Source organism: Hydrogenophaga aquatica, from assembly GCF_054780915.1.
In genome coordinates this window covers 367982-392195 of the sequence record NZ_BAAGVK010000002.1, presented here as the reverse complement: position 1 = coordinate 392195, position 24214 = coordinate 367982, and the positions used below count along the sequence as shown (strand labels likewise).

Annotated in this window: 23 protein-coding genes; 14 read left to right on the top strand and 9 right to left on the bottom strand. The window is 66.8% G+C overall.

What is annotated here, in order from left to right:
• Positions 1-6: 6 nt before the first annotated feature.
• The 5 genes from ACYVHH_RS02975 (at position 7) to ACYVHH_RS02955 (ending at position 6249) form a co-directional block, all read left to right on the top strand.
• Positions 7-1470 (top strand): TrkH family potassium uptake protein, encoded by a 1464-nt coding sequence (locus ACYVHH_RS02975; RefSeq protein ID WP_460563537.1) that lies wholly within the window; start codon positions 7-9, stop codon positions 1468-1470.
• An 8-nt stretch (positions 1471-1478) separates the two neighbouring features.
• Positions 1479-3041: a sigma-54 interaction domain-containing protein gene (locus ACYVHH_RS02970; protein WP_460563535.1), complete on the top strand. Its 1563-nt coding sequence runs from the start codon at positions 1479-1481 to the stop codon at positions 3039-3041.
• A gap of 198 nt (positions 3042-3239) precedes the next feature.
• Complete coding sequence (locus ACYVHH_RS02965) at positions 3240-3800, top strand: OsmC family protein (RefSeq protein ID WP_460563534.1); 561 nt, start codon at positions 3240-3242, stop codon at positions 3798-3800.
• A 38-nt stretch (positions 3801-3838) separates the two neighbouring features.
• Positions 3839-4978 (top strand): acyl-CoA dehydrogenase family protein, encoded by a 1140-nt coding sequence (locus ACYVHH_RS02960; RefSeq protein WP_460563533.1) that lies wholly within the window; start codon positions 3839-3841, stop codon positions 4976-4978.
• Positions 4975-6249 (top strand): FAD-dependent oxidoreductase, encoded by a 1275-nt coding sequence (locus ACYVHH_RS02955; RefSeq protein ID WP_460563532.1) that lies wholly within the window; start codon positions 4975-4977, stop codon positions 6247-6249. The genes ACYVHH_RS02960 and ACYVHH_RS02955 overlap by 4 nt, the downstream gene beginning before the upstream one ends.
• Before the next feature lie 20 nt (positions 6250-6269).
• Here ACYVHH_RS02955 and ACYVHH_RS02950 read toward each other — a convergent pair whose 3' ends face one another.
• The 7 genes from ACYVHH_RS02950 to ACYVHH_RS02920 all read right to left on the bottom strand — a co-directional run bounded on the left by ACYVHH_RS02950 (position 6270) and on the right by ACYVHH_RS02920 (position 12514).
• Complete coding sequence (locus ACYVHH_RS02950; protein WP_460563531.1) at positions 6270-6740, bottom strand: rhodanese-like domain-containing protein; 471 nt, start codon at positions 6738-6740, stop codon at positions 6270-6272.
• 117 nt (positions 6741-6857) lie between these two features.
• Positions 6858-7301 carry a cyanase gene (gene cynS, locus ACYVHH_RS02945; RefSeq protein WP_460563529.1) on the bottom strand — a complete coding sequence of 148 codons (444 nt, stop codon included), beginning with the start codon at positions 7299-7301 and terminating at the stop codon, positions 6858-6860.
• 64 nt (positions 7302-7365) lie between these two features.
• A complete protein-coding gene (locus ACYVHH_RS02940) occupies positions 7366-8160 on the bottom strand; it encodes an ABC transporter ATP-binding protein (RefSeq protein ID WP_460563616.1) in 795 nt (264 codons plus the stop codon).
• 64 nt (positions 8161-8224) lie between these two features.
• The gene (ntrB, locus tag ACYVHH_RS02935) at positions 8225-9091 is read right to left on the bottom strand and encodes a nitrate ABC transporter permease (RefSeq protein WP_460563527.1); all 867 of its coding nucleotides are present in this window, start codon (positions 9089-9091) and stop codon (positions 8225-8227) included.
• Between the two features lie 4 nt (positions 9092-9095).
• Entirely contained in the window at positions 9096-10499 is a 1404-nt protein-coding gene (locus ACYVHH_RS02930; protein ID WP_460563525.1) for a CmpA/NrtA family ABC transporter substrate-binding protein, read from the bottom strand.
• 150 nt (positions 10500-10649) lie between these two features.
• Positions 10650-11306 (bottom strand): response regulator, encoded by a 657-nt coding sequence (locus ACYVHH_RS02925; RefSeq protein ID WP_460563524.1) that lies wholly within the window; start codon positions 11304-11306, stop codon positions 10650-10652.
• Complete coding sequence (locus ACYVHH_RS02920) at positions 11303-12514, bottom strand: sensor histidine kinase (RefSeq protein WP_460563523.1); 1212 nt, start codon at positions 12512-12514, stop codon at positions 11303-11305. Before ACYVHH_RS02920 ends, ACYVHH_RS02925 begins: the two co-directional genes overlap by 4 nt.
• A 97-nt stretch (positions 12515-12611) precedes the next feature.
• On the opposite strand from ACYVHH_RS02920, the gene ACYVHH_RS02915 reads away from it, so the two are divergent.
• Positions 12612-13850: an HD-GYP domain-containing protein gene (locus tag ACYVHH_RS02915; RefSeq protein WP_460563522.1), complete on the top strand. Its 1239-nt coding sequence runs from the start codon at positions 12612-12614 to the stop codon at positions 13848-13850.
• On the opposite strand, the gene ACYVHH_RS02910 is transcribed toward ACYVHH_RS02915, so the two are convergent.
• Positions 13847-15070, bottom strand: a complete 1224-nt coding sequence (locus ACYVHH_RS02910) for an HD-GYP domain-containing protein (protein WP_460563521.1) — start codon at positions 15068-15070, stop codon at positions 13847-13849. The two genes, ACYVHH_RS02915 and ACYVHH_RS02910, sit on opposite strands and share 4 nt — an antisense overlap.
• 232 nt (positions 15071-15302) lie before the next feature.
• Here ACYVHH_RS02910 and ACYVHH_RS02905 point away from each other — a divergent pair, with 232 nt between their 5' ends.
• Positions 15303-15704 (top strand): YchJ family protein, encoded by a 402-nt coding sequence (locus ACYVHH_RS02905; protein ID WP_460563520.1) that lies wholly within the window; start codon positions 15303-15305, stop codon positions 15702-15704.
• 19 nt (positions 15705-15723) lie between these two features.
• Here the strand turns inward: ACYVHH_RS02905 and ACYVHH_RS02900 are convergent, their stop codons facing one another.
• Positions 15724-16812: an AraC family transcriptional regulator gene (locus tag ACYVHH_RS02900; protein ID WP_460563519.1), complete on the bottom strand. Its 1089-nt coding sequence runs from the start codon at positions 16810-16812 to the stop codon at positions 15724-15726.
• A gap of 130 nt (positions 16813-16942) precedes the next feature.
• Here ACYVHH_RS02900 and ACYVHH_RS02895 point away from each other — a divergent pair, with 130 nt between their 5' ends.
• From ACYVHH_RS02895 to ACYVHH_RS02865, 7 genes are read left to right on the top strand one after another with little or no spacing between them, the layout of a single operon-like run.
• The gene (locus ACYVHH_RS02895; protein WP_460563518.1) at positions 16943-18550 is read left to right on the top strand and encodes a carboxyl transferase domain-containing protein; all 1608 of its coding nucleotides are present in this window, start codon (positions 16943-16945) and stop codon (positions 18548-18550) included.
• Between the two features lie 25 nt (positions 18551-18575).
• The gene (locus ACYVHH_RS02890; RefSeq protein WP_460563517.1) at positions 18576-19358 is read left to right on the top strand and encodes an enoyl-CoA hydratase/isomerase family protein; all 783 of its coding nucleotides are present in this window, start codon (positions 18576-18578) and stop codon (positions 19356-19358) included.
• A 24-nt stretch (positions 19359-19382) separates the two neighbouring features.
• The gene (locus tag ACYVHH_RS02885) at positions 19383-21401 is read left to right on the top strand and encodes an acetyl/propionyl/methylcrotonyl-CoA carboxylase subunit alpha (RefSeq protein WP_460563516.1); all 2019 of its coding nucleotides are present in this window, start codon (positions 19383-19385) and stop codon (positions 21399-21401) included.
• A 32-nt stretch (positions 21402-21433) separates the two neighbouring features.
• Entirely contained in the window at positions 21434-22363 is a 930-nt protein-coding gene (locus ACYVHH_RS02880; protein WP_460563515.1) for a 2-hydroxyacid dehydrogenase, read from the top strand.
• Positions 22364-22381: 18 nt separating this feature from the next.
• Entirely contained in the window at positions 22382-23299 is a 918-nt protein-coding gene (locus tag ACYVHH_RS02875; protein ID WP_460563514.1) for a hydroxymethylglutaryl-CoA lyase, read from the top strand.
• 9 nt (positions 23300-23308) lie between these two features.
• Positions 23309-23815, top strand: coding sequence for a YbaK/EbsC family protein (locus ACYVHH_RS02870; RefSeq protein ID WP_460563513.1), 507 nt, complete (start codon positions 23309-23311; stop codon positions 23813-23815).
• 9 nt (positions 23816-23824) lie between these two features.
• Positions 23825-24058 (top strand): DUF1289 domain-containing protein, encoded by a 234-nt coding sequence (locus ACYVHH_RS02865; protein WP_460563512.1) that lies wholly within the window; start codon positions 23825-23827, stop codon positions 24056-24058.
• Positions 24059-24214 lie beyond the last annotated feature (156 nt).

Below are 24214 nucleotides of genomic sequence, written 5' to 3'. Positions count from 1 at the left end.
GCACGCATGATGCAGCTTTTCGGTCCGGTCCTGGCCTTGCTGGCGCGCATTGTGATGGCGTTCGCCTTTGCCATGCTGGTGCCGCTGGCGTGGGCCTGGCCGCAGGACGCGGAACATCTGCGGACTGTCTGGGGCGGCTGCTTCGGTTTCACGTTCGCCAGTGGCTGGCTGCTCTGGCAGTTCACGAAGAACTACCGCCGCGAGCTGCTGCCCCGGGACGGCTTCCTGCTCGTCAATCTGGTGTGGCTGGTGCTCACGGCGTATGCCGCTGTTCCGCTGATGTTCACCGTGCCGGACATCACCTGGAGCAAAGCCTATTTCGAGGCGATGAGCGCGCTGACCGCCACCGGATCCACCGCCTTGTCGGGGCTGGACGACCTGCCGGTGTCGGCCAACATCTGGCGGTGTTTCCTGCAACTGGTCGGGGGCCTGGGCATCATGCTGCTCGTGGTGGCGGTGCTGCCATTGCTGGGCCTGGGCGGTGTGCAGCTCTACAAGGCCGAAACGCCGGGGCCCATGAAGGACGCCAAGTTCACGCCGCGCATTTCGGAGACGGCGCGCGGCCTGTGGGGGGTGTACTTCCTGTTCTCGGGTGCCTGCTTCCTGGCCTACCGGTGGGCCGGCATGAGCTGGTCCGATGCCTTCATGCACATGTGCACGACCATGGGGCTGGGCGGTTTCTCCTCGCACGACGCCAGCTTCGGGTATTGGGATTCCGCACGCATTGAAATGGTGGCCGTGTTCTTCATGACGCTGGCCGGGATCAGCTTCCTGCGCCATTTCGTGGTGTTGCGCTCCTTGTCCCTGCGCCCCATCACCGGGGACCGGGAAATCCGCACCTACCTCACCGTGCTGGCGGCGTCCATCGTGCTGGTCGCCATGATGCTGGCCGTCCACGGCACCCACGACAGCTTCCCGCAGGCCCTGCGCAGCAGCGCCTTCCATGTGCTTTCGCTGGCCACCACCACCGGTTACGCCGCCGCCGACTACGCGCAATGGCCCACCTTCATCCCGGTGTTCCTGATGTTCCTGGGATGCTTTGTGTCGTGCGCCGGGTCCACCGGGGGTGGCATCAAGATGGTGAGGATGGTGCTGCTGATCAAGCAGGCCCGGCGGGAGATGGTGCGCATCATCCACCCGCGCGTGGTCAACCCCGTGACCCTGGGCGGGCAGACCATTGCGCCTTCCGTGATGACCACCGTGCTCGGCTTCATGCTGATCTACGGTGCGGCGACCATGGGGCTGACTTTCCTGATGCTGCTGTCCGGCCTGGACATCGTCACGGCGTTCTCGGCTGTGGTGGCCACCGTGAACAACATCGGACCGGGGCTGGGCGACGTGGGGCCTTCGGGGAACTTCGGCGTGCTCAACCCCTTTCAGCTGTGGGTGCTGAGCTTTGCCATGCTGCTGGGCCGCCTGGAACTGCTGACGGTGCTGGTGCTGTTCACCGGCCAGTTCTGGCGCCGTTGAGTGCGGCCATGGCAGGCAAAAGCGTGGCAACCGACTGGCATGCGCAGGAGTTGCTGCTGCTGCGGGAGGTCACCCGCCTGATCGGCCGCAGCCTGAGCCCGGACGTGGTGCTGCGCGAGATGCTGCACCTGATGAGCGAGCTGCTGGGCCTGAACCGGGGCCGGGTGGTGCTGGAGGACGAGCCGGGCGGCGCCAAGGCGCGCATCCGCCATGCCTACGGCCTGACCCGGGCCGAGGTGACGCGCGGGCAGTACCAGCGCGGCGAAGGCGTCACCGGCCGCGTGTGGGCAACGGGGCAGCCTGTCCTCGTGCAGGACGTGGACGAAGAGCCCGCCTTCCTGTTCCGTGCCGTGCGCCGCAAGGATCTGCCGCCTGAGACGGTGGCCTTCATCGCCCTGCCTGTGGAGGTCAACGGCCGCACGGTGGGCGTGCTGGCCTGCCACCGCATTCGCAGCAGGCAGCGCCGCCTCAACGACGACATGGCGGTGCTGCGGGTGCTGGCGACGCTGGCCGGACAGCTGTTGCAGCTGCAGGCCCTGGTCCAGGAGCGGACCGGTGAACTGCAGGCGCAGAACGAACGCCTGAGCAAGGCCCTGGAAGTCCGCAGCGCGCGTTACGGCATTCTGGGGCGTTCCCCGGCGCTGCTGGGCGCTCTGGCCGAGCTGGAGCGTGTTTCGCAGTCTGCGGCGACGGTGATGCTGCTGGGAGAGTCCGGCACGGGCAAGGAGCTGTTCGCGCGTGCCGTGCACCTGTCCAGCGGGCGGCGCGACGGCCCGTTCATCAAGGTGAACTGCGCGGCGATTCCCGAAACGCTTTTCGAAAGCGAGCTTTTCGGGCATGAGCGCGGGGCCTTCACCGGGGCGCAGGCAGCCCGTGCGGGCTGGTTCGAACAGGCCGACGGTGGCACCCTGTTCCTGGACGAGATCGGGGAGCTGCCCGCGACGCTCCAGCCCAAGCTGTTGCGCACGCTGCAGGAAGGCACGCTGGTGCGCCTGGGCGGGCGGCGCGAGCAGAAGGTGGACGTGAGGCTGGTGGTGGCCACCCACCGCGATCTGGCGCAGGAGGTGGCGGCAGGGCGCTTCCGTCAGGACCTGTACTACCGGTTGCACGTCATTCCCATCCGCCTGCCTTCGCTGCGCGAGCGCCGCGAGGACGTACGGGAACTGGCCCTGCACTTCCTGAGCCGGGCCAACCAGGCTCACCAGCGCAACGTACACCTGGCGCCCGAGGCCCTTGCGGTGCTGGAGGCGCACGACTGGCCGGGCAATATCCGCGAGCTGGGCAACCTGATCGAGCGCGTGGTGCTGCTGACAGAGCGGCCACAGATACAGGCGGCCGACCTGCGCCGCTACATGCCCATGAAGGACCGGGACGAGCCGTTGGCCGCCCGTGCCGCCCAGCCTGCCGTAGCCGGGCTGGTGCGTGAATACCTGCCCGCGCACGCCCATTCGGTTGAAGCGCTGCAGGCTGCGTTGCACGAGCACGCGGGCAACCAGTCGCGCGCGGCGCAGAGCCTGGGGCTGACGCTCAGGCAGTTTGGCTACCGCTTGCGCAAGGCCGGTTTGCGTTGATGTTGTTGCCATTGTGTTGACAATTTGTTAACAATGCGTCCCGCGAGGCAACTGATGCAACCCGTTTGCCGGGCCGTGTTCTGGCGAATTTCCTTTTGAAAACAATGGTTTGAGTTTCTGGTGCGGCCGTGGCACGGCGCTTGCGATGGAAGGAGCGAGTCTTCCGCTTCTTTCTTCAACGCAACCACCAGGAAAACCATGTCCACCACCGAACTCACTCCCTCCGTCACCACCGTCAAGTCCTACCTGCGCCCCATCGATGCCAAGGGCCTGGCCGAATTCGCCGCCGGCGGCAAGGCCAACCCCGCGCGTCGCGGCACCAACAAGGTCCACACCGTGATGGAGGGGCAATACCGTTCCCTTTCCCAGGTCGGCGACAAGCACACCGTCGTCGTTGACGAGCCCCTGCACCTGTTCGGCCAGGACACCGCTCCCGCGCCGGGCGAAATCGTGTTGTCCGGTCTGGGCGGCTGCATCGCCGTGGGCGTGACGGCCGTGGCCACGTGGAAAGGCATCAAGCTGACCCGGCTGGAGGTGTTCCTGGAAGGCGACATCGGCAACCCCGCGGCCTGGGGGGCTGGCGGCGCGCTGGAGATGACCCCGCCGCAGATGGGCTTTCAGGAAGTGCGCGTGAAGGTGCTGGTGGAAGGTGACGCGCCGCGCGAGGTGCTGGAAGAGATCGTGCAGCACGCCAACTTCTATTCACCCGTGGCCAACACCATCCGCAACCCTGTGCCTTTCAAGATCAGCATGGCCTGAGCCCGCACGCCTCGCATCACCATTGAAGGAAGCCCACCATGAACGCCATCGACCTGCCTGCAGACGTTTCCGCCGCCGTCCAGACCGAAGACCTGCTGAGCGCTGTGCGCGCCATTGCCCAGGGGCCGCTGGCCGAACGCGCGCCTTCCATCGACCAGGACGGCCACTACCCGCTTGACCTGTTGCAGCAACTGGCTGCCGCCGGGGCCATGAGCGCCCACATAGACCTCCCGGGGCAGCCGGGCGACTACATGGCAGCCATTGGCGCCATGGCCGAGGTGGGCAAGGTCTGCGGGGCCACGGCGTTCATGATGTGGTGCCAGTCGGTCTGCGCGCTTTACATGTCGGCGTCGGGCAATCCGGCGCTCGCTGGTGACCGGCTGGCGCGGCACATGCGGGGCGAAACCATGGGGGGCACTGGACTGTCCAACCCGATGAAGAGCTTTGCGCAGATCGAGAACTTCCTGCTCAAGGCCACGCCGGTGGAGGGGGGATACCTGGTCAATGGCACGCTGCCCTGGGTCAGCAACCTGGGCGCCAACCACTGTTTCGGCGCGATTGCCGCAGTGACCGGCGAGAGTGGCCGGGAGCTGATGTTCATGCTCAATTGCGACGCACCCGGCGTCACGCTCAAGGCCTGCCCCAAGTTCTCGGGCATGGAAGGCACGGGGACCTACGCCGTTGCGTGCAAGGACCTATTCGTGGGCGCGGCCGACGTGGTTGCCGACCCCGCGCGGCCGTTCATTCGCCAGATCCGCGCGGCCTTCGTGTTGTTGCAATGCGGCATGGCAGCGGGCATTGCCCAGGGGGCCATCGACAGCATGTGGGCGGTGGAAGACCAGCTGGGCCATGTCAACCAGTTTCTGGACGACCGGCCGGACCAGCTGCAGGCCGAGCTGGACGACCTGCTGGCGCGCGTGGCCGAACTGGCCCGCACGCCTTACGACTCGACCAACGCGTTTTTTGTGGACGTGCTCAGCGCCCGCCTGGCGGGCGGCGAACTGTGTCTGCGCGCCGCCAACTCGGCCCTGATGCACCAGGGCGCGCGCGGCTACCTCATGCGGTCGGACGTGCAGCGCCGCGTGCGCGAGGCGCAGTTCGTTGCCATCGTCACACCGGCCATCAAGCACCTGCGCAAGGAAGTGGCGGCACTCTGCGCCGAGGAGCTGCCCGCATGACTGCCGTGCCGCCCTACCGCCAATACATCTGCAACGCTTGCGGGCTGATCTACGACGAGGCCAAGGGCGACCCCGACAGCGGCCTGCCGCCCGGAACGCGCTTTGCCGACATCCCTGACGACTGGGCCTGCCCGTTGTGCCAGGTGACGAAGGCGGACTTTGTTCCCTACACGCCACCGGGCCGTGCCACTGCCGTGCAGCACCAGGCCGCTGCCAGACCCAGCGTGGGCCGCATGGCAGCGCGCCAGGCACCCGGTGTGGTGGTGGTTGGCGGTGGGCGGGCAGGCTGGGCCGTGGCCGAGGCGCTGCGGCAGCTGGACGGTGCCGTGCCCATCACCCTGGTGAGCGCCTGCACGGGGGACGTGTACGACAAGCCCCTGTTGTCGGTGGCCCTGGCCAGGGGGCTGGCGCCTGGCCGGCTCGTGCGCGAGTCCGGCGCTGCCGCGGCCGCCCGCCTGAACGTCAGGCTGATGCCTTTCACGCAGGCCACCCGTGTCTGCCCGCGCACGCTCACGCTGTCGACCACCCGGGGTACCTTGCCCTTCACCGAGCTGGTGCTGGCCCACGGGGCGCAGGTGGCCTTGCCCTCCGCGTTGCCGCCAGACCAGTGCTGGCGCATCAACCACCTGGACGCCTACCTCAAGTTCCGCGCCGCACTGGAAGGCGCCAGCGCTCCGGCCGCGCAACGGCACGTGGCGGTGGTTGGGGCGGGACTGATTGGCTGCGAACTGGCCAACGACCTTGCACTGGCGGGCCACCGCGTCACGCTGCTGGACCCCCAGCCCGAACCGCTGGCGCGCTGGGCAAAGCAGGGTGCAGGGGGGCAGATGCTGGCTGCATGGCAAGACTTGCCCATCACTTTCCTGGGGGGCGCCCAGGTGCTTGCCGTGGCGAGCGAGGGCGGTGACAAGGTGCTGACACTTGCCGACGGCAGGCGACTCGTGGTGGACCAGGTGGTTGCCGCCACGGGCCTGGCCACGCCCAACCGGCTGGCCGCCAGCGCGGGCCTGGCCTGGAACCAGGGCATCGCCGTGGACGCGCGCACGCTTGCCACGAGCCATCCGCGCATCCATGCGCTGGGCGACTGCATCACCATTGACGGCCAGGCTTGCCGCTACATCGAGCCGATAACGCGGCAGGCCGCGACCATCGCCGCCAAGCTGGCGGCACGTCTCCAAGGTGCCGGGCTGGACGCTTGCCCGCGCCCCTACGAGGCGAAGCCGGCCGTCGTCAGGGTCAAGACCACCTCCTGCCCGCTGACCCTGCACTGACCTGTGCCGGGTGCCGCCGGTCAGTGCCTGGCGGGTGCGGTTGCCCGGCTCGCGGCATCAAAGCCACCCTTGGCTTTCCACTCTTCCATGCCACCTTGCAGAATGCGCACGTTGTCCCAGCCTGAAACGCGCAGGGCAAAGCCCGCCTGCGCCGAGAGCGAGCCCGTGTTGCAGTAGATCAGCACCGGGCGGTCCCGGGGAATCTCGTTGCGCCGGGCCAATACCTGTCGCCAGTCCATGTTGATGGCACCGGGAATGTGGCCGCGGGCAAACTGGCCTGCATCGCGCGCGTCGATCACCAGGATCTTGGGCCATTCGTCCTTGGGAATCTGTTCGGCGAAGATGACCCCGCCCCCGTAGTCGACGAATTCCAGGTAGCCCTCCATCTCGTCGATGGCGGCGCCCTTGTCGGCAAGGGCGGCAGGGGCTGTCAGCACGGACGCCGCCAGGACGGCGGCGATCATGGCAAGGCGGGCGGGGGACGGGTTCACTGGGCGATCCTCGGGGGAAAAGGATCAAATATAAGTCATCAATGATGTTTTGTCAGTCCGCTTTTTCCCCAGGTGGCGGCCCGGGACGGCCGCCTGCCTTGCCCGGGCGGGCGCCGGTCAATACTGCTTGTACGGCAGGAACTTGCCCGACAGCACGACGTTCACGCGGTCGCCCTTGGGGTCGGCCTCGCGCTGGATGTCCATGCTGAAGTCGATGGCGCTCATGATTCCATCACCGAATTCCTCGTGGATCAGTTCCTTGATCGTGGTGCCGTAGACGCTCACGACCTCGTACCAGCGGTAGATCAACGGATCGGTGGGAACCTGGGAGGGCAGCGAACCCTTGTAGGGCACGACCTGCAGCCATTTCTGCTCCTCGGCGGTGAGGCCGAAGATCTTGCCCAGGACCTTGGCCTGTGCCGGGGTGGCGGTCATCTGGCCCAGGCACAGCGCGGTGGTCCATTCCTTGGACTGGCCGACCTTCTTGGCCACATCGGCCCATTGGATGCCCTTGGCCACTTTGGTGCTGATGATTTTTTCGGTGACGTCCATGCGGTTCATTTGGTTTCCTTCACAGGTGCTTCGAGGGTTAAAAAATGGAAAGAGGGGAGCGGGACTGGCCGGGTCAATGCGCTTTGGCGCGCGTGACCAGGAAGTCCACGATGTGGTTGCGCAGCTCGTAATAGCCGTCCAGGTGGTGCAGCCCGGCACGCGTACGTTCGCGCGGCAGGGGGTTGCGCACCACCTCGGCAATGCCGCCCGGCACGTAACCCTGGGGGGTGTCGCTGCCGTTGCTCATCAGCAGGATGCGGTCGGCCAGCAGGATGGCCTCGTCGACGTCGTGCGTGATCATGAACACCGTCTGCTGGGTCTGGCGCACGATGGACATCAGCTCGTCCTGGATGGTGCCGCGCGTGAGCGCGTCCAGGGCGCCGAAGGGCTCGTCGAGCAACAGCATCTTGGGGGCGATGGAGAAGGCGCGGGCGATGCCGACGCGCTGCTTCATGCCGCCCGACAGCTCGCTGGGCTTCTTGTCGATGGCGTGGCTCAGGCCGACCATGGCCACGTACTTCTCGACGTGATCGTTGATCTGGCTGGCGTTCCAGTCCGGCCAGCGCGACTGCACCGCGAACGCGATGTTGCGCCGCACCGTCAGCCACGGCATGAGCGCATGGCCCTGGAAAACCACGCCGCGTTCCAGGCTGGGGCCGGAAATCTCCCGGCCATCCATGAACACGTTGCCGCTGGTCGCGTTGTCGAGCCCCGCGAGCACGTTGAGGATGGTCGTCTTGCCGCAGCCGGAATGCCCGATCACGCAGACGAACTCGCCCCGGTCGATGCCGAAGGACACGTCGGCGAACACGGGCCTGGCGGCCGAGTAGGCCTTGCTGAGTTTTTCGATTTTCAGGAAGTCACGCATGGCGGTGGCCTTGGCGGTGGGGTAGGTGGCGCTGGTGTTCAGCGCCGGTTCTTCCAGGTGCGTATCACTCCACATAGGTCACCCACTTCTGCAGTTGCCCGAAGATCTGGTCGAGGAACATGCCGACCAGGCCGATGGTGAGGATGGCGAAGATGACGTTGGTGAGCGACAGGTTGTTCCATTCGTTCCACACGAAGTAGCCGATGCCTGTGCCGCCAACCAGCATCTCCGCAGCCACGATCACCAGCCACGCGATGCCCATGCTGATGCGCATGCCAGTGAGGATGGTGGGCGCGGCGGCGGGCAGGATCACCCGGAACGCCTTGCGCAAGGGCGACACCTCCAGCGTGCTGGCCACGTTGAGCCAGTCACGCTTGACCGACGCCACGCCGAAGGCGGTGTTGATGAGCATGGGCCAGACCGAGCAGATGAAGATCACGAAGATGCCGCTGACGTCGGAGTCCTTGAGCGTGTAGAGTGCAAGCGGCATCCACGCCAGGGGGCTGATGGGCTTGAGCACCTGGATGAAGGGATCGAAGGACTTGCGCATCAGCGGCGACATGCCGATGACGAAGCCCAGCGGCAGCGCCACGGCAACAGCCAGCGCAAAGCCCAGGCCAACCCGCCCCAGCGAGTGCAGCAGCTGTATGCCGATGCCCTTGTCGTTGGGGCCCTTGTCGTAGAACGGGTCCGACAGATGCCCCCAGGATGCCCGGGCCACCTCCAGTGGCGTGGGGAAGCCGCTGCTCTTGGCGGTACCCGGGTCCTTGCCCATCATGCGCAGGTACTCCAGCTCCTCGGCCGACAGGTTGGTGGCCGCCGGGCCCACGCTGGCGCCCGTGGTGGCCAGCTGCCATGCCCCTACCAGCACCAGCAGGATCAGCAGCGAGACGATGGCCGAGCGCAGGTTCAGGTTCTTGTGTGTTTTCATGCGGTCAGACCTTCTGGATGGCAAAGCCCTTGAGGTAGTCCTCCGGCTTGGCCGGGTCGAACTCCTTGCCCATGATCTTGTGCTTCTTGTAGGCCGGTCCGGCCTCGAAGCCCTGGCCCAGGTCCTTCATGTGCTTGCGCGCGTCGGTGATGAGGAAGACCTTCTCGGCGATCTGCCTGTAGTTCACGTCGCCCTTGATGTAGCCCCAGCGCTTCATCTGAGTGAGCATCCACACGGCCATGCTTTGCCACGGCATCGGGTCGAAGTCGGCGCGGTCGGGCACGTTCTGGATCTTGCCCAGGCCGTCGGCGAACTTGCCGGTGAGCACCTGCTGCAGCACCACTTCCGGCTGGTTCAGGTACTGTGCGGGCGCAATCACCTTGGCGATGAGTTCGCGGTTCTTCGGGTCGCGCGCCATGGCGGCGGCGGTCAGCACCGAGCGGTACAGCGCGGCAAAGGTGTTGGGGTTCTGCTGGATGAACTCGGTGGTGGTGCCGAAGGCGCAGCAGGGGTGTCCGTTCCACAGGTCCTTGGTGAGGGTGTGGATGTAGCCCACTTCCTCGAACACGGCGCGCTGGTTGAAGGGGTCAGGGCCCAGGAAGCCGTCGATGTTGCCCGCGCGCAGGTTGGCCACCATCTCGGCTGGTGGAACGACGCGCAGCTGCACGTCGGTGTCGGGGTTGAGCCCATGCTCCGCGAGGAAGTAGCGCAGCAGGAAGTTGTGCATCGAGTATTCAAACGGGATGCCGAACTTGAAGCCCTTCCAGTTCTTGGGGTCGCGGTTGTCCTTGTGGCGGACAGAGATCGTGATGGCCTGGCCGTTGATGTTCTGCACCGTGGCCACGTTGGTGGCGATGGGGTTGGACCCCAGGCCCAGGCTCATGGCCAGGGGCATGGGCGACAGGAAGTGCGACGCGTCGTATTCCTTGTTGATGACCTTGTCACGCACCAGTGCCCAGCCTGCCGTCTTGGTGACTTCCACGTTCAACCCCTGCTTCTTGTAGAAGCCCAGGGGGTGGGCCATGATGAGCGGCGTGGCGCAGGTGATGGGGATGAAGCCGATCTTGAGGTTGGTTTTTTCCAGGGTGCCTTTCTCCTGGGCCATGGCCTGCAGGCTGGCAACGGGCAGCACGCTGGAGATGGCGGCCATCGCCGTGCCCTTGCCCACTGCGCGCAGGAAGCGGCGGCGCACGGCGTCGTGCGGGAAGAGGGATTTGATCAGCGTGGCTTCGATGAACTGGTTGGAGTAGTCCTCGAACTCGGCGGTTTCGCTGCGCCGGCGGAGTTCGGTGGCGGCCTGCTGCGCGGCCAGTTCCTGCTGGTGCTCTGCCACCGTGTGGTCGCGGCCACAGCTGCACTTGAGCATCAGGGGACGGTCTGCGTTGTAGGGATCGAAGAACTGAGTCATGTGACACCTCGCTGGAACAAAGATGTCTGCACCAATGCAAGCATCGGGCCTGTTTGGTGCCCAGGTGTGCCACCAGGGGTATGCAAATGCAAAGTCACCGAAGGTTTGGGCATGTCTTGTAGTGGTGGCACTACAAGGCTTGTCGAAGCTTCAATAGGGGGCGTGCTGGCCCGCCTGTCGTTCGGCGTAAAGGGCCAGCTCCACGTCGTTGCGCGTGCCCGTCTTTTCCAGCACCCGTGCACGGTAAGTGCTCACGGTGTTGGCAGCCAGGCCCAGTTGTGCACCAATTTCGCTCACGCTCAGGCCGGCGGTGAGCAGGCGGTACACCTGGTGCTCGCGGTGGGATAGCGCTTCCGTGCCCAGCCGTGTCTTGGGGGCGCCCACCGCCTTGGCCAGGGCCTCTGCCGTGGCCGGGGTGACGTACACCCCCCCGCTGGCCACCCGGCGCACGGCGTCCACCATGGCGTCGGGGTCGGCGCTCTTGTTCAGGTAGCCCGATGCGCCCAGGCGTATGCACCTCACCGCGTATTGCTTTTCCGGGTAGGTGCTCAGCATCAGCACCGCCACGCCGGGGTGCTCGCGCTTGAGCTGCTGCAGCACCTCCAGGCCATCCAGGCCCGGCAAGGCAATGTCCAGCAGCACCACGTCCACGTGCCCGCCGCTGCACACCAGCTGGAGCACCTCGGTGCCGCTGGCGGCCTCGGCCACCACGGCGATTTCCTGCGCGTCGGCCAGCACCTGCTTCAGGCCTTCGCGCACGATGCGGTGATCGTCGCCGATGAGCACGCGAATGGAAGGAGCGTTCACGCCTGAGCCTCCAGTGGCAGATCCAGCCGGAAGCACGACCCCTGGCCCGGCTCGCTCCAGATGTGCAGTTCGCCGCCGAGGTGACGTGCGCGTTCCCGCATACCCAGGATGCCATAGGCATCCGCCGCCTCGAACGCCTGCATGGGCGCGCCCACGCCGTTGTCGCAGACCAGGATGCGCAGCGCGCCATCCAGGGTTTCGATGCGCACATTGAGTGTGCTGGCCCGGGCGTGGCGCCCCACGTTGCTGAGCATTTCCTGGAAGATGCGGAAGACGGCCATGGCGTCGGCCTCGGGCAGTTCCAGCCCTTCGTTGACCTGCATGTGCCACAGCAGCGACAGCTCTGCGGACTGCACAAATTCCTGGGTCTGCCATTCCAGCGCGGCCCACAGGCCCTGGTGGTCCAGAATGCTGGGGCGAAGGTCCGTGATGATGCGCCCGACGTTGTCCACCGCGTTCTCGATCAGGCGGCTCATGTTCTGGCATTTGCAGCGCAGGCGCTGGCGCATGTCGTCCTGTGCCTCGGGGCTGCGCTGCGGCTGCTCCGACAGGCGCTTGTCCATCCAGTTGACGTCCATCTTCAGCGCCACCAGCAGGCTGCCCAGTTCATCGTGGATCTCGCGGGCGATGCGTGTACGTTCCTCTTCCCGCACGCTGTTGGAGTGGGCCGCCAGCTCGCGCAGCTGGGTGAGGGCGGAGCGCAGTTCGCGGGTGCGCTCGCTGATGCGCTCTTCCAGGGCTGCGCGGGCGTTACGCATGGCTTGTTCGGCCTGCTTCCTTTCGGTGATGTCGACAAACGTGATGACTGCCCCCAAGATGCGAGTGCCGTCCTGGATGGGGTAGCTGGAGTATTCGACCGGGAAGGCGCTGCCGTCACGGCGCCAGAACACCTCGCTGTCGATGCGGCAGGGCAGCCCCTGCCGGAAGGCGTTGAAGATGGGGCAGCATTCGACCGGGTAGGGGTGGCCCTGTGCATCGGAATGGTGCGTGACGTCGTGCATGTTGAGCCCATGCAGTGCACCAGGGGTGTCGTAGCCCAGCATGCGTGCGCCGGCACGGTTGATGAAGACGCACAAGCCGTCGAGATCGATACCGAAAATGCCCTCGCCGGTGGACTCCAGCAGCAAGCCCAGGCGGTCGTACCAGGCGCCTCCGGGCAGTGCCGGTGCGCTTGTGCTTGCCTCAAGGGGCGGGCTATGGACGGTCATGCAGGCACTTATGCAACGGGTGTGCCAGCCCACCTTCTTGCTTCCCTGGGAATGCCCAATATGATAGGGGTCTTATGCACTGCTGTCCGTTAACCTGATGCTCAAAAAGATTCCCGTTCAGGATTTGCGGCTGGGTATGTTCATTCATGCCTTTTGCGGCTCGTGGCTCGACCACCCGTTCTGGCGATTGCGTTTCGTGGTCGAAGACCCGGCTGACCTGGCGTTGGTGCGCGCCAGTGCGGTCAGGGAGCTGTGGATCGATACCGCACAGGGGCTCGACGTGCCGCCAGACCACGAGCCCGTGCCGGAACTTGAAACGGTGGAGCAGGTGGCTGCCGCAGAGGCCTTCGACCGCATCACCGAGCGCTCACTGGCAGCCACATCCACGCAAGAGGAGTTCCGGCGCGCGGCAACGCTGGTCAAGAACGCGCGGGGCGCGGTGACCAGCATGTTCGCCGATGCGCGCATGGGCAAGGCCATCAACGGCGAGGTCGTCCGCCAGGTGGCGGAGGACATCGCCGACTCGGTCACGCGCAACACGCACGCCCTCATCAGTCTGGCACGCCTGAAGACGGCGGATGACTACACCTACATGCACTCGGTGGCCGTGTGCGCGTTGATGGTGGCGCTTGGCAGGCAGCTGGGCCTGCCGGACGAGCAGGTGCGCCAGGCTGGTATGGCGGGCCTGCTGCATGATCTTGGAAAGGTGGACATTCCCCTGGAGGTGCTGAACAAGCCGGGCCGCCTGACCGACGAGGAGTTCACCCACGTGCGGCAGCACCCGGTCAACGGCCACCGGCGTCTGCTGGATGCGGGCGTGAAGGATGAGGTGACGCTGGACGTCTGTCTGCACCACCATGAAAAGCTGGACGGGACGGGGTACCCGGACCGGCTCAGTGGTGACGCCGTCAGCCTCATGGCCCGCATGGGGGCGGTGTGCGACATCTACGACGCTGTCACGTCCAACCGGCCCTACAAGGCGGGCTGGGATCCGGCCGAATCGCTGGCGCAGATGGCGCGCTGGGTGGACGGGCATCTGGACAACCGCGTGTTCCAGGCCTTTGTCCGCAGCCTTGGCATCTACCCTGTCGGCTCGCTCGTGCGGTTGAACTCGGGCAAGCTGGCGGTGGTGGTTGACCAGTCCCAGAAGTCGCTGCTCAAGCCCGTCGTCAAGACCGTGTATTCCGTTTCCAGCCAGGAGCGGCTGGTGCCCGAGCTGATTGACCTGTCCAGCCCGTCGTGCCGGCACAGCATCGTGACCCGCGAAGACCCCGCCAAGTGGAACATCTCGGGGCTGGACGACATCTGGTCCGGCGGGATTCTGGCGGCGGGCTAGGCCCGCGACAGGACGCTTCGGGTCAGCGCGTCAACGTGGCTGGCCCAGTCCTCGATCTGGCTGGGGTAGACGCCGTCGCGCCCCGCACCCCAGCGGCGCCGCGCCTGACGGGCCAGCACATGCAGCTGCCATGCCGCCTCCTGCGCCAGCAGGGTCAGTTCGCGCTGCACCATCGGGTCGTCGGCCGCCGCCCCCAGCTGTTCCAGTTGGGCGGGGGTGATGCCTGCCTCTGCCAGGTTGCGGCCCACCTGGTCCACCAGCACCGAAACGGCATCCATGGCCTCCCGCCTGGACGCCGTGACGCCCGAGAACTGCGAGGCATCGCGCGGCCAGGACTGCAACGCCTCATGTACGGCTGCCAGCACCCGCTCGGGTTGTTCAAGCCGGTCGAGTTGCTCGCTGCGCGAATCTTCTTCCGGGCGCAGCACGGCCAGCATCTGGTCGATGAGAGATCGCTCGTAACGGTGGGTGTTCAGGCGCAGCAGCACACCCAGCCGCAGTTCGCTGCCGCCATGGGTGCCGTTCGTCATTGCGACGACCAGGTCGCAAAGCGCCAGCCGCTTGCCCATCAGGCTGATCTGCGCGCCGGCCAAGTGCCGGGGGTAGCCCGATCCATTGAGGTATTCGTGGTGCTGGATCACGCCCTCCAGAACCTCCCTGGGGTAGGCGTGGTGGCGTTCGATCAGCAGGTTGCTGACGATGGGGTGGCTGTAGAGTTCGCGCCGCAGTTCGCGCGTCAATTCGGTCTCGTGGTCCAGCAGCACAGGGCTGAGGTGCAGCATGCCCAGGTCGTGCAGCAGCCCCGCGGCGGCGGCCATGCCGATGTCGAACTGCGACTCTCCCGCACAGTGCGCTAGCCACGCCATGAGCCAGGCCGAGCGCAGCGAATTGTCGAAAAGCCTGGGCCGCGTTGCCCGCGCCACCGTCAGCTGGAATGCAAGGGGTTCTGGCAGCGGCAGTTTTTCGATGATGTCGAGCAGCCTCTGCCGCTCCAGCGGCGCCGTCAGCAGACGGCCATACAGGGGCTCTGCGCTGATGAGCATCTCTATGCCCGTCACCAAGGACCGGCCATCCACCAGCCCTTCGATCGTGACCGATTCCTCGATCGGCTGGCTCAGCTTGTGGGTGGTGAGGCGTTCGTAAAGGCCCTCATGCAGGCGCGCGCCCTTGTCGAGGAGTTTGATGCCCTGGGCATTGAAGATGGCTTGCTTGGCGACCACGGGGCGTTCGGCCCCGAGTTGGAGGATCGCTCGCGTCAGATGCGAAGTGTTTATTGTGATTTCTTGCGACATCTGTTTTTGATAATAATTAACAAATAAGAGCTTTTGCCGCAGTAATCGGGGGTGCCTTCAGGGGTTCCAGGCAAACGTCACATATTTACTATTGTGGCAGAACTTCGCGTGTCTTTTTCCCCGGGGCACTTGCGCGTTGCTGCCGCTCCATAATGAACGAATGAGCGAAACAGCATGCCCCTGTGGCGGGCGCGATGCGCGCGGGCGCGCCTTTTCCTTCACCGATTGTTGCGGGCCGCGCATGGAGCCCGGCGCTGCCCAACCCGCACCAGACGCCGAAGCGCTCATGCGCTCGCGTTACACCGCCTTTGTGCAGGGCCGGGTGGATCACCTGCTGGCCACATGGCACACCAGCACGCGCCCGGCCGAACTCACGCTGGAGCCCGGCGTGAAGTGGTTGGGGCTGGAGGTGCGTGATCACCGCGTGATCGACGAAGACCATGCCGAGGTGGAGTTTGTGGCCCGTTCTCGCGTGGCGGGCCGTGGGCAGCGCCTGCAAGAGCGCAGCCGCTTTGTGCGCGAGGGCGGGCGCTGGTATTACGTGGACGGCGACTTTCGCTGAGTGGTCTGGCTCCCGCGCGTCAGGCTGAGGCGGTGGCGGGTTGGCCGCCTTGTCGGCGGAACTCGGCGGGCGTGAGCCCCGTCCAGCCCCGGAAGGCGCGGATGAAGCTTTTTTCGTTCTGGAAGCCGGCGGCCTCGGCCACCTGCTTGATGGGCTTGTTCGTGCGGTGCAGCAGTTCGCTGGCGCGTTCGCGGCGCACGGCGTCCTTCAGGCCCTGCAGTGTGGCGCCTTGCTCGTGCAACTGGCGGTGCAGGGTGCGGGCCGACACGTGCAGCAGCGCGGCCAGGCGCTCGGCGTTGTGCGTCTGCTGTGGTTGGGTGAGCAGCAGCTGCCGCGCGCGTTCCACCAGCAGGCGGTCGCGCCGGTAGGCCTGCACCATCAGCGGCAGCGCGTGCTGCAGCATCTGGTTGAGAGCCAGTTCGTCGCGGCGCAGCGGCAACTCCAGGTAGCGCGCGTCAAAGCGCAGCAGCGTTTGCGTGGCGCCAAACTGCGCGGGCGCGGCGGCGGGGAACAGCACCGTGTAGGCGTCGTGGTGCGCTGGCGCCGGGAAGGCAAAGCGTGCCGCCAGCAGCGGAATGCGGGAATCGATGAGCCAGCTGCCCAGCCCGTGCACGTTGCGCAGCACCGACACCAGGCAGAACTCGCGCAGCCCGCCCAGGTCGCGCTGTTCGGTGACCACGATGTCGGCCACGCCGTCGGCGGTGAGCAGGCGCAGTTCCAGGTCGGCCGTGAGCAGGCCGTGGTGGCGGCACCAGCGCTTGAGCGCCACGCCCAGCGTGGGCGCGCTGATGGAGGCGCGTGCCAGCATGCCGTAGCTGCCCCAGGGCAGGCGGCGGCTGAACCAGCCCAGCGCCTCGTCGTCCAGCTCGCGCATGGCGTGGCCGGAAATGCGCTCCATCTGCGCGGCGGTGATGCGGGCGTCTGGCCGCGCCAACTGCTCCGGCGCGATCTGTGCCACCGCCAGGGCGCCCGCCGGGTCCAGCCCGCGCTGCTGGTAGGCCTGTACGATGGCGCGCACGAAAGCCATGGGCGTGGCGGCACGCCCTCCGGGTTTGGGCGAAGGTGCGGAAACGGGGCCGGGCTGGGGAGGGGCGGGCCGTGCGAGCATGCCGCAAGTGTGCCAAAAAAAGTCCATTCTGTGGCGGGATTTGCACCCATGTTGACGGCCCCGCAGGTTGGCCGTGTCGCCAGGGCTGCCGCACAATCCGCTTAGCAAACTTGCCCACGGAAAGCACGCCATGACCGTATTGGAGACTCAGCTCAACCCCCGATCCGCCGACTTCCAGGCCAACGCGCAAGCCATGCGTTCGCTGGTGGATGACCTCAACGCCCGCATTGCCCAGGTGGCGCAAGGCGGTGGCGAGGCGGCGCGCGCCAAGCACACCGCGCGCGGCAAGCTGCTGCCGCGCGACCGCGTGCAGATGCTGCTCGACCCCGGAACTCCCTTCCTGGAGCTGGCGCCGCTGGCCGCGCTGGACATGTACAACAACGAAGCGCCTTGCGCGGGCCTGATCGCAGGCATCGGGCGGGTCAGCGGCGTGGACTGCATGATCGTCTGCAACGACGCCACCGTGAAGGGCGGTACCTATTACCCCATGACGGTGAAGAAGCACCTGCGGGCGCAGGAGATCGCGCAGCAGAACGGCCTGCCGTGCATCTACCTGGTGGATTCGGGCGGTGCCAACCTGCCCAACCAGGACGACGTGTTCCCCGACCGCGACCACTTCGGCCGCATCTTCTACAACCAGGCGAACATGAGTGCGCAGGGCATTTCGCAGATTGCCGTGGTGATGGGCTCCTGCACGGCGGGCGGCGCCTACGTGCCCGCCATGAGCGACGAAACCATCATCGTGAAGAACCAGGGCACCATCTTTTTGGGTGGCCCGCCGCTGGTGAAAGCTGCCACCGGCGAGGTGGTGAGCGCGGAGGATCTGGGTGGCGGCGACGTGCACACGCGCCTGAGCGGCGTGGCCGACCACCTGGCGCAGAACGACCTGCACGCCCTGAGCCTGGCGCGTGAGGCCGTGCGACACCTGAACCGCGAAAAGCACACCGACACGGCCCTGCGCGAACCGCGCCCGCCCAAGTACGCCGAGGAAGAGTTGTACGGCGTGATCCCCACGGACACGCGCAAGCCGTTCGACGTGCGCGAGATCATCGCGCGCATCGTGGACGGCTCCGAGTTGCACGAATTCAAGCCGCGCTTCGGCACCACGCTGGTGTGCGGCTTCGCGCACATCGAAGGCATGCCGGTGGGCATCATCGCCAACAACGGCATCCTGTTCAGCGAATCGGCGCTCAAGGGGGCGCACTTCATCGAACTGTGCTGCCAGCGCAAGATTCCGCTGGTGTTCCTGCAGAACATCACCGGCTTCATGGTGGGGCGCAAGTACGAGAACGAGGGCATTGCCCGCAACGGCGCCAAGATGGTGACGGCTGTGGCCACGGCCAGCGTGCCCAAGTTCACCATCATCATTGGCGGCAGCTTTGGCGCGGGCAACTACGGCATGTGCGGCCGCGCCTATTCGCCGCGCTTCCTGTGGATGTGGCCGAACGCACGCATCAGCGTGATGGGTGGCGAGCAGGCCGCCAGCGTGCTGGCCACGGTGAAGCGCGACGGCATTGAAGCCAAGGGCGGCAGCTGGAGCATGGAGGAAGAGGAGTCTTTCAAGGCGCCCATCCGCCGCCAGTACGAGGAGCAGGGCCACCCCTACTACGCCACCGCCCGTCTGTGGGACGATGGCGTGATCGACCCCGCCGATACGCGCCGCATGCTGGCGCTGAGCCTGTCGGCCAGCCTCAACACCCCCACGCCCGACACCAAGTTCGGTGTCTTCCGCATGTGACCCCTCTTCCGAAAGCCTGAACATCATGTACCAGACCCTCGACATCCAGATCGACCAGCGCGTGGCCACCGTGTGGATGAACCGCCCGGACGTGCACAACGCCTTCGACGAAACCTTGATCGCGGAACTGACCGCCGCCTGCCGTGCGCTGGACGCCGACCCCGCCGTGCGCGTGGTGGTGCTGGCGGGCCGGGGCAAGAGCTTTTCGGCGGGCGCCGACCTGAACTGGATGAAGCGCGCCGCCCAGAACGGCCTGGACGAAAACCTTTCGGACGCGCGTGACCTGGCAGGCATGCTGCGCGCGCTGGCCGAGATGCGCAAACCCACCATCGCCCGCGTGCAGGGCGCGGCGCTGGGCGGTGGCACCGGCCTCACGGCGGCGTGCGACATCGCCGTGGCTTCCACACAGGCGGTGTTCGCTACGTCCGAAGTCAAGTTCGGCCTCATACCCTCGGCCATCAGCCCCTACGTGGTGCGGGCCATTGGCGCGCGCCAGGCGCACCGCTACTTCCTGTCGGCAGAGCGCATTGACGCAGCCCGTGCCCGCGAGATCGGGCTGGTGCACGAGGTGGTGGCACCCGAGCAGCTGGACGCCAAGGTGCAGGAGGTCGTCAACGCGCTGATGCTGGGCGGGCCGCTGTCGCAGGCCGCCGCCAAGGACCTGATCCGTGCCGTGGACAACCAGCCCATCACCGACACGGTGGTGGAGGACACGGCCCAACGCATTGCCCGCTTGCGCGCCACGCCCGAGGCGCGCGATGGCATCGCCGCCTTCCTGGACAAACGCCAACCCGGCTGGCTGGCCTGAGCGGTTTCGACGCGGAGACACATCATGTTTAAAAAGATTCTCATCGCCAACCGCGGCGAAATCGCCTGCCGCGTGGCCGCCACTGCGCGCCGCATGGGCGTGAAGACCGTGGCCGTGTATTCCGACGCCGACGCCCACGCCAAGCATGTGGCCGCGTGTGACGAGGCGGTGCACATTGGCGGCAGCGCGCCCAAGGACAGCTACCTGCGCTGGGAACGCATCATCGAAGCCGCGCAGGCCACGGGGGCGCAGGCCATCCACCCAGGCTATGGCTTCCTGAGCGAGAACGAAGAGTTCGCCAACGCCTGTGCTGCTGCCGGGCTGGTGTTCATCGGCCCGCCCGCGTCGGCCATCCAGGCCATGGGGCTGAAGGCCGAGTCCAAGCAGCTCATGGAAAAGGCGGGCGTGCCGCTGGTGCCGGGCTACCACGGCACCAACCAGGACGCCACGCTGCTGCGCGCCGAGGCCGAGCGCATCGGCTACCCCGTGCTCATCAAGGCCAGCGCGGGCGGCGGCGGCAAGGGCATGCGTGCCGTGGAGCGCGCTGAAGATTTCGACGAGGCCCTGGCCTCGTGCAAGCGCGAGGCCATCAACAGCTTTGGCGATGACGCGGTGCTGATTGAAAAGTACGTGCAGCGTCCCCGCCACATCGAGATTCAGGTGTTTGGCGACACGCACGGCAACTGCGTGTACCTGTTCGAGCGCGACTGCTCGGTGCAGCGCCGCCACCAGAAGGTGCTGGAAGAAGCCCCGGCCCCGGGCATGACGCCCGAGATGCGCGCCCAGATGGGCCTGGCCGCCGTGGCTGCTGCGCGCGCCGTGAACTACGTGGGCGCGGGCACGGTGGAGTTCATCGTGGAGCAGCGCGATGACGGCAGCATGAACTTCTTCTTCATGGAGATGAACACCCGCCTGCAGGTGGAGCACCCCGTGACCGAGGCCATCACCGGGCTGGACTTGGTGGAGTGGCAGCTGCGCGTGGCGTCTGGCGAACCGCTGCCGCTGCGCCAGGAAGAGCTGGCCATCCACGGCCATGCCATCGAGGCGCGCATTTGCGCCGAGAACCCCGACAACCAGTTCCTGCCTGCCACCGGCACCCTGGCCGTGTACCGCAAGCCTGCGTGCGGCACCTTCCGCGTGGCAGACGTGCGCGTGGACGATGGCGTGCGTGAAGGCGACACCATCAGCCCCTTCTATGACTCCATGGTGGCCAAGCTCATCGTGCACGGTGCCACCCGCGAACAGGCGCTGGCCCGGCTGGACGAAGCCCTGGCGCACACGCACATCGTGGGCCTGTCCACCAACGTGCAGTTCCTGCGGCACGTGGTGCGCAGCGAATCGTTCGCGCAGGCGCGGCTGGACACGGCGCTCATCCCCCGCGAGGCGGCGGTGCTGTTCCAGCAAGAGACCGTGGGCCTGCCGCTGGCCGTAGCCGCCGCCGTGGCCGAAACCCTGCTGGCCGAGCGCGCCGCCGAGGGCAACGACCCCTTCAGCAAGACCGACGGCTGGCGCAGCCACGGGCTCTTCACGCGCCGCTTTGCGTTTGATTTCCAGGGGCAGTCCTATGGCGCCACGCTGGCCTACCTGCACGACGGTGGCCTGCAGCTCACGGTGGGTGAGGGGGCAGACGCCACCAGCGGCCTGCTCACCTTCGCCCGCGCGCCGCATGGCAGCGGCTGGGCGCTGGACCTGAGCTTTGCTGGCGAGCGCACCCGCGCTACCGTGTACATGCAGGGCGAGCGGGCGCACGTGTTCCTGCCACGCGGCGCCACGCAGATTGTCGAGATCGACCTGCTGGCCCACGCTGGCGATACCGCCGCCGAAGGCGGGCGCCTGACCGCGCCCATGCCGGGCAAGGTGGTGTCCTTCGCCGTGAAGGCGGGCGACGCCGTGAAGAAGGGCCAGCCGCTGGCGGTGATGGAGGCCATGAAGATGGAGCACACCATTGCCGCACCGGCAGACGGCACCGTGGCCGAGCTGCTTTACGCCCCTGGCGACCAGGTGGCCGAAGGCGCGGAACTGCTCAAGCTGGCGCTGGCCTGAGTCTGAGATTGCACAGCGGTTAACCTTGCGCCATGCGCATCTCTTTCTGCTGTTCCGATACCCGCCCCGAGCCCTGGCTGGAGGGCCTGCGTGCCGCCTTGCCCGAGGCCGAAGTGAGCCTCTGGCAGGCCGGTGAGCCCACAGAACCTGCCGACTACGCTGTCGTCTGGGCGCCGCCCCAGGCCTTCATCGACGCGCAGCCCAACGTGCGCGCGCTCTTCAACATCGGCGCGGGCGTGGATGCTCTGCTGCGCCTTCGACTGCCCGATGCCTTGAAGATTGTGCGGCTGGACGACGCAGGCATGGCCATGCAGATGGCCGAGTACGTGTGCCACGCCGTCATCCGCCACTTCCGCGAGTTCGACCTGTACCAGCAGGCGCAGGCGCGCGGTGAATGGGCGTTCCGCAAACCCCGCCGCCGCGAGGATTTCACCGTGGGCGTGATGGGCCTGGGCGTGCTTGGCTCGCGCGTGGCGCAGGCGCTGCGGGGTTTCGACTTCCCGGTCAAGGGCTGGAGCCGCAGCCCCAAGGCGCTCGACGGCGTGCAGACCTTCCACGGCATGGGCGAAGGCCTGCATGCCTTCCTGGCCGCGAGCCAGGTGCTGGTGAACCTGCTGCCCCTCACACCCGACACGCGCGACATCCTCAACCGCGACACGCTGGGCCGCCTGCGCCCGGGCGGTTACGTCATCAACGTGGCTCGCGGCGCGCACCTGGTGGAAGAAGACCTGCTTGCGCTGCTCGACAGCGGCCACCTGGCCGGCGCCACGCTGGACGTCTTCCGCACCGAGCCCCTTCCCGCCGCACACCCATTCTGGACCCACCCCCAGATCACCGTCACCCCGCACACCTCGGCCCGCACCCTGCGTGACGAAAGCATTGCCCAGATCGCACGCAAGATCCGCGCGCTGGAGCAGGGTGAGCCCATCGCGGGCGTGGTGGACCGGGCACGGGGTTACTGATCTCCCAAGGACCATGCCATGAACACCCAACACTATCCCGCCCGCGTCCGCCTGATCGACGTGGGCCCGCGCGACGGCCTGCAGAACGAGAAGCAGCCTGTCCCTGCCGCAGTGAAGATCGAACTGGTGCACCGCTTGCAGGCCGCCGGGCTGAAGGAGGTGGAAGTCACCAGCTACGTGAGCCCCAAGTGGGTGCCGCAGATGGCCGACAACCACGAGGTGATGGCGGGCATGCAGCGTCAGGCGGGTGTGCGCTATTCGGTGCTCACGCCCAACATGAAGGGCTTCGAGGCCGCGCTGGCCGACAAGCCTGACGAGATCGTCGTCTTTGGCGCGGCGAGCGAAGCTTTCAGCCAGAAGAACATCAACTGCAGCATTGCCGAGAGCATCGAACGCTTTGCGCCGGTGGTGGAGGCTGCGCTGGCCGCGGGCATTGCGGTGCGTGGCGCCATGAGCTGCACCGTGGGCTGCCCTTACGAAGGCGACGTGGCGCCCGAGCGCGTGGGCATGCTTGCCCGGCTGATGAGGGACATAGGCGTGCAGCGCGTGGACGTGGCCGACACCATCGGCGTGGGCACGCCGCTGAAGGTGCAGCGCGCGATTGATGCGACGCTGCAGCACTTTGGCATTGACGAGGTGAGTGGCCATTTCCACGACACCTACGGGCAGGCCCTGAGCAACACGCTGGCCGCGCTGCAGATGGGGGTGTGGAACTTCCAGTCGTCGGTGGCGGGGCTGGGCGGCTGCCCCTACGCCAAGGGGGCCACCGGCAACGTGGCCACCGAAGACGTGGTCTACCTGCTGCACGGGCTGGGCATAACCACCGGCATCGACCTGGACGCGCTGGTGGACGCCGGGGCCTACATCAGCGAGCAACTGGGGCGGCCCACGGGGTCCCGCGTGGCGCGCGCGCTGCTGGCCAAACGCGCGGGATAATCACCCGCCATGTGTGGAGCCGAACTCAAATCCTTGCCCGAAGGGGTGCAACGCGTTGCCGCTGTGCTGACAGAGCGCGGGCACCCGCACCTGCCCGTCATGCTCGATGACGCCGCGCGCACCGCGCAACAGGCGGCCGACGCTCTGGGCGTGGCGCTGGGCCAGATTGCCAAGAGCATCATCTTCCGCCGCAAGCCCGACGAGGCGGCGGTGCTGGTCATCACGTCTGGCGACCGCCGCGTGGACGAGAAGAAGGTGCAGGCCCTGGTGTGTGCCGATGGCCAGAAGCTGGGGCGCGCCGATGCCGATTTTGTGAAGTCGCGCACGGGTTTTTCGATTGGCGGTGTGTCGCCCGTGGCGCATGCCGAGGCGCCGGTGACGCTGATCGACGAGGAGTTGTTCCGCTTTGATGTTGTGTGGGCGGCTGCCGGGCACCCGCATGGCGTGTTCCGCCTGACACCACACGATCTGGGGGCTTTGACCGGGGCACCCGTGGCGGACGTGACGCTGCGCTAGAGTGCGCGCATGTCTGAAGCCGCCGAACGCCGTTTCCTGTCTCTTGAAGTTGCGCTGCGCCGCGCCCCGGCGGGTGTGACTGTGCCTTCGCCTTGTGTGGGGGTGTGCCGCATGAGTCCGTCCACGGGTTGGTGTGAGGGCTGCTTTCGCACGATCGACGAGATAGCTGGGTGGAGCCGCAGCACGGACGACGAGAAGGTTGCGGTTTGGCGGTTGGTGGAGGCTCGGCAGCGGGGGGCTTGAGCTGCTCCTGTGTGTGTTGCTTGGACCTTGCTTGCTGCGGCAGGCCTGGCCCTGTGGGGGCTCATCCAGGGTGGTCGGCTTTGCCGACTTCGCTGTGCCTGACGGCCTGGGGCTGGCGCGGTGGAACTCGCTGCGCGCTTAGCTGCCGCGAGTCAG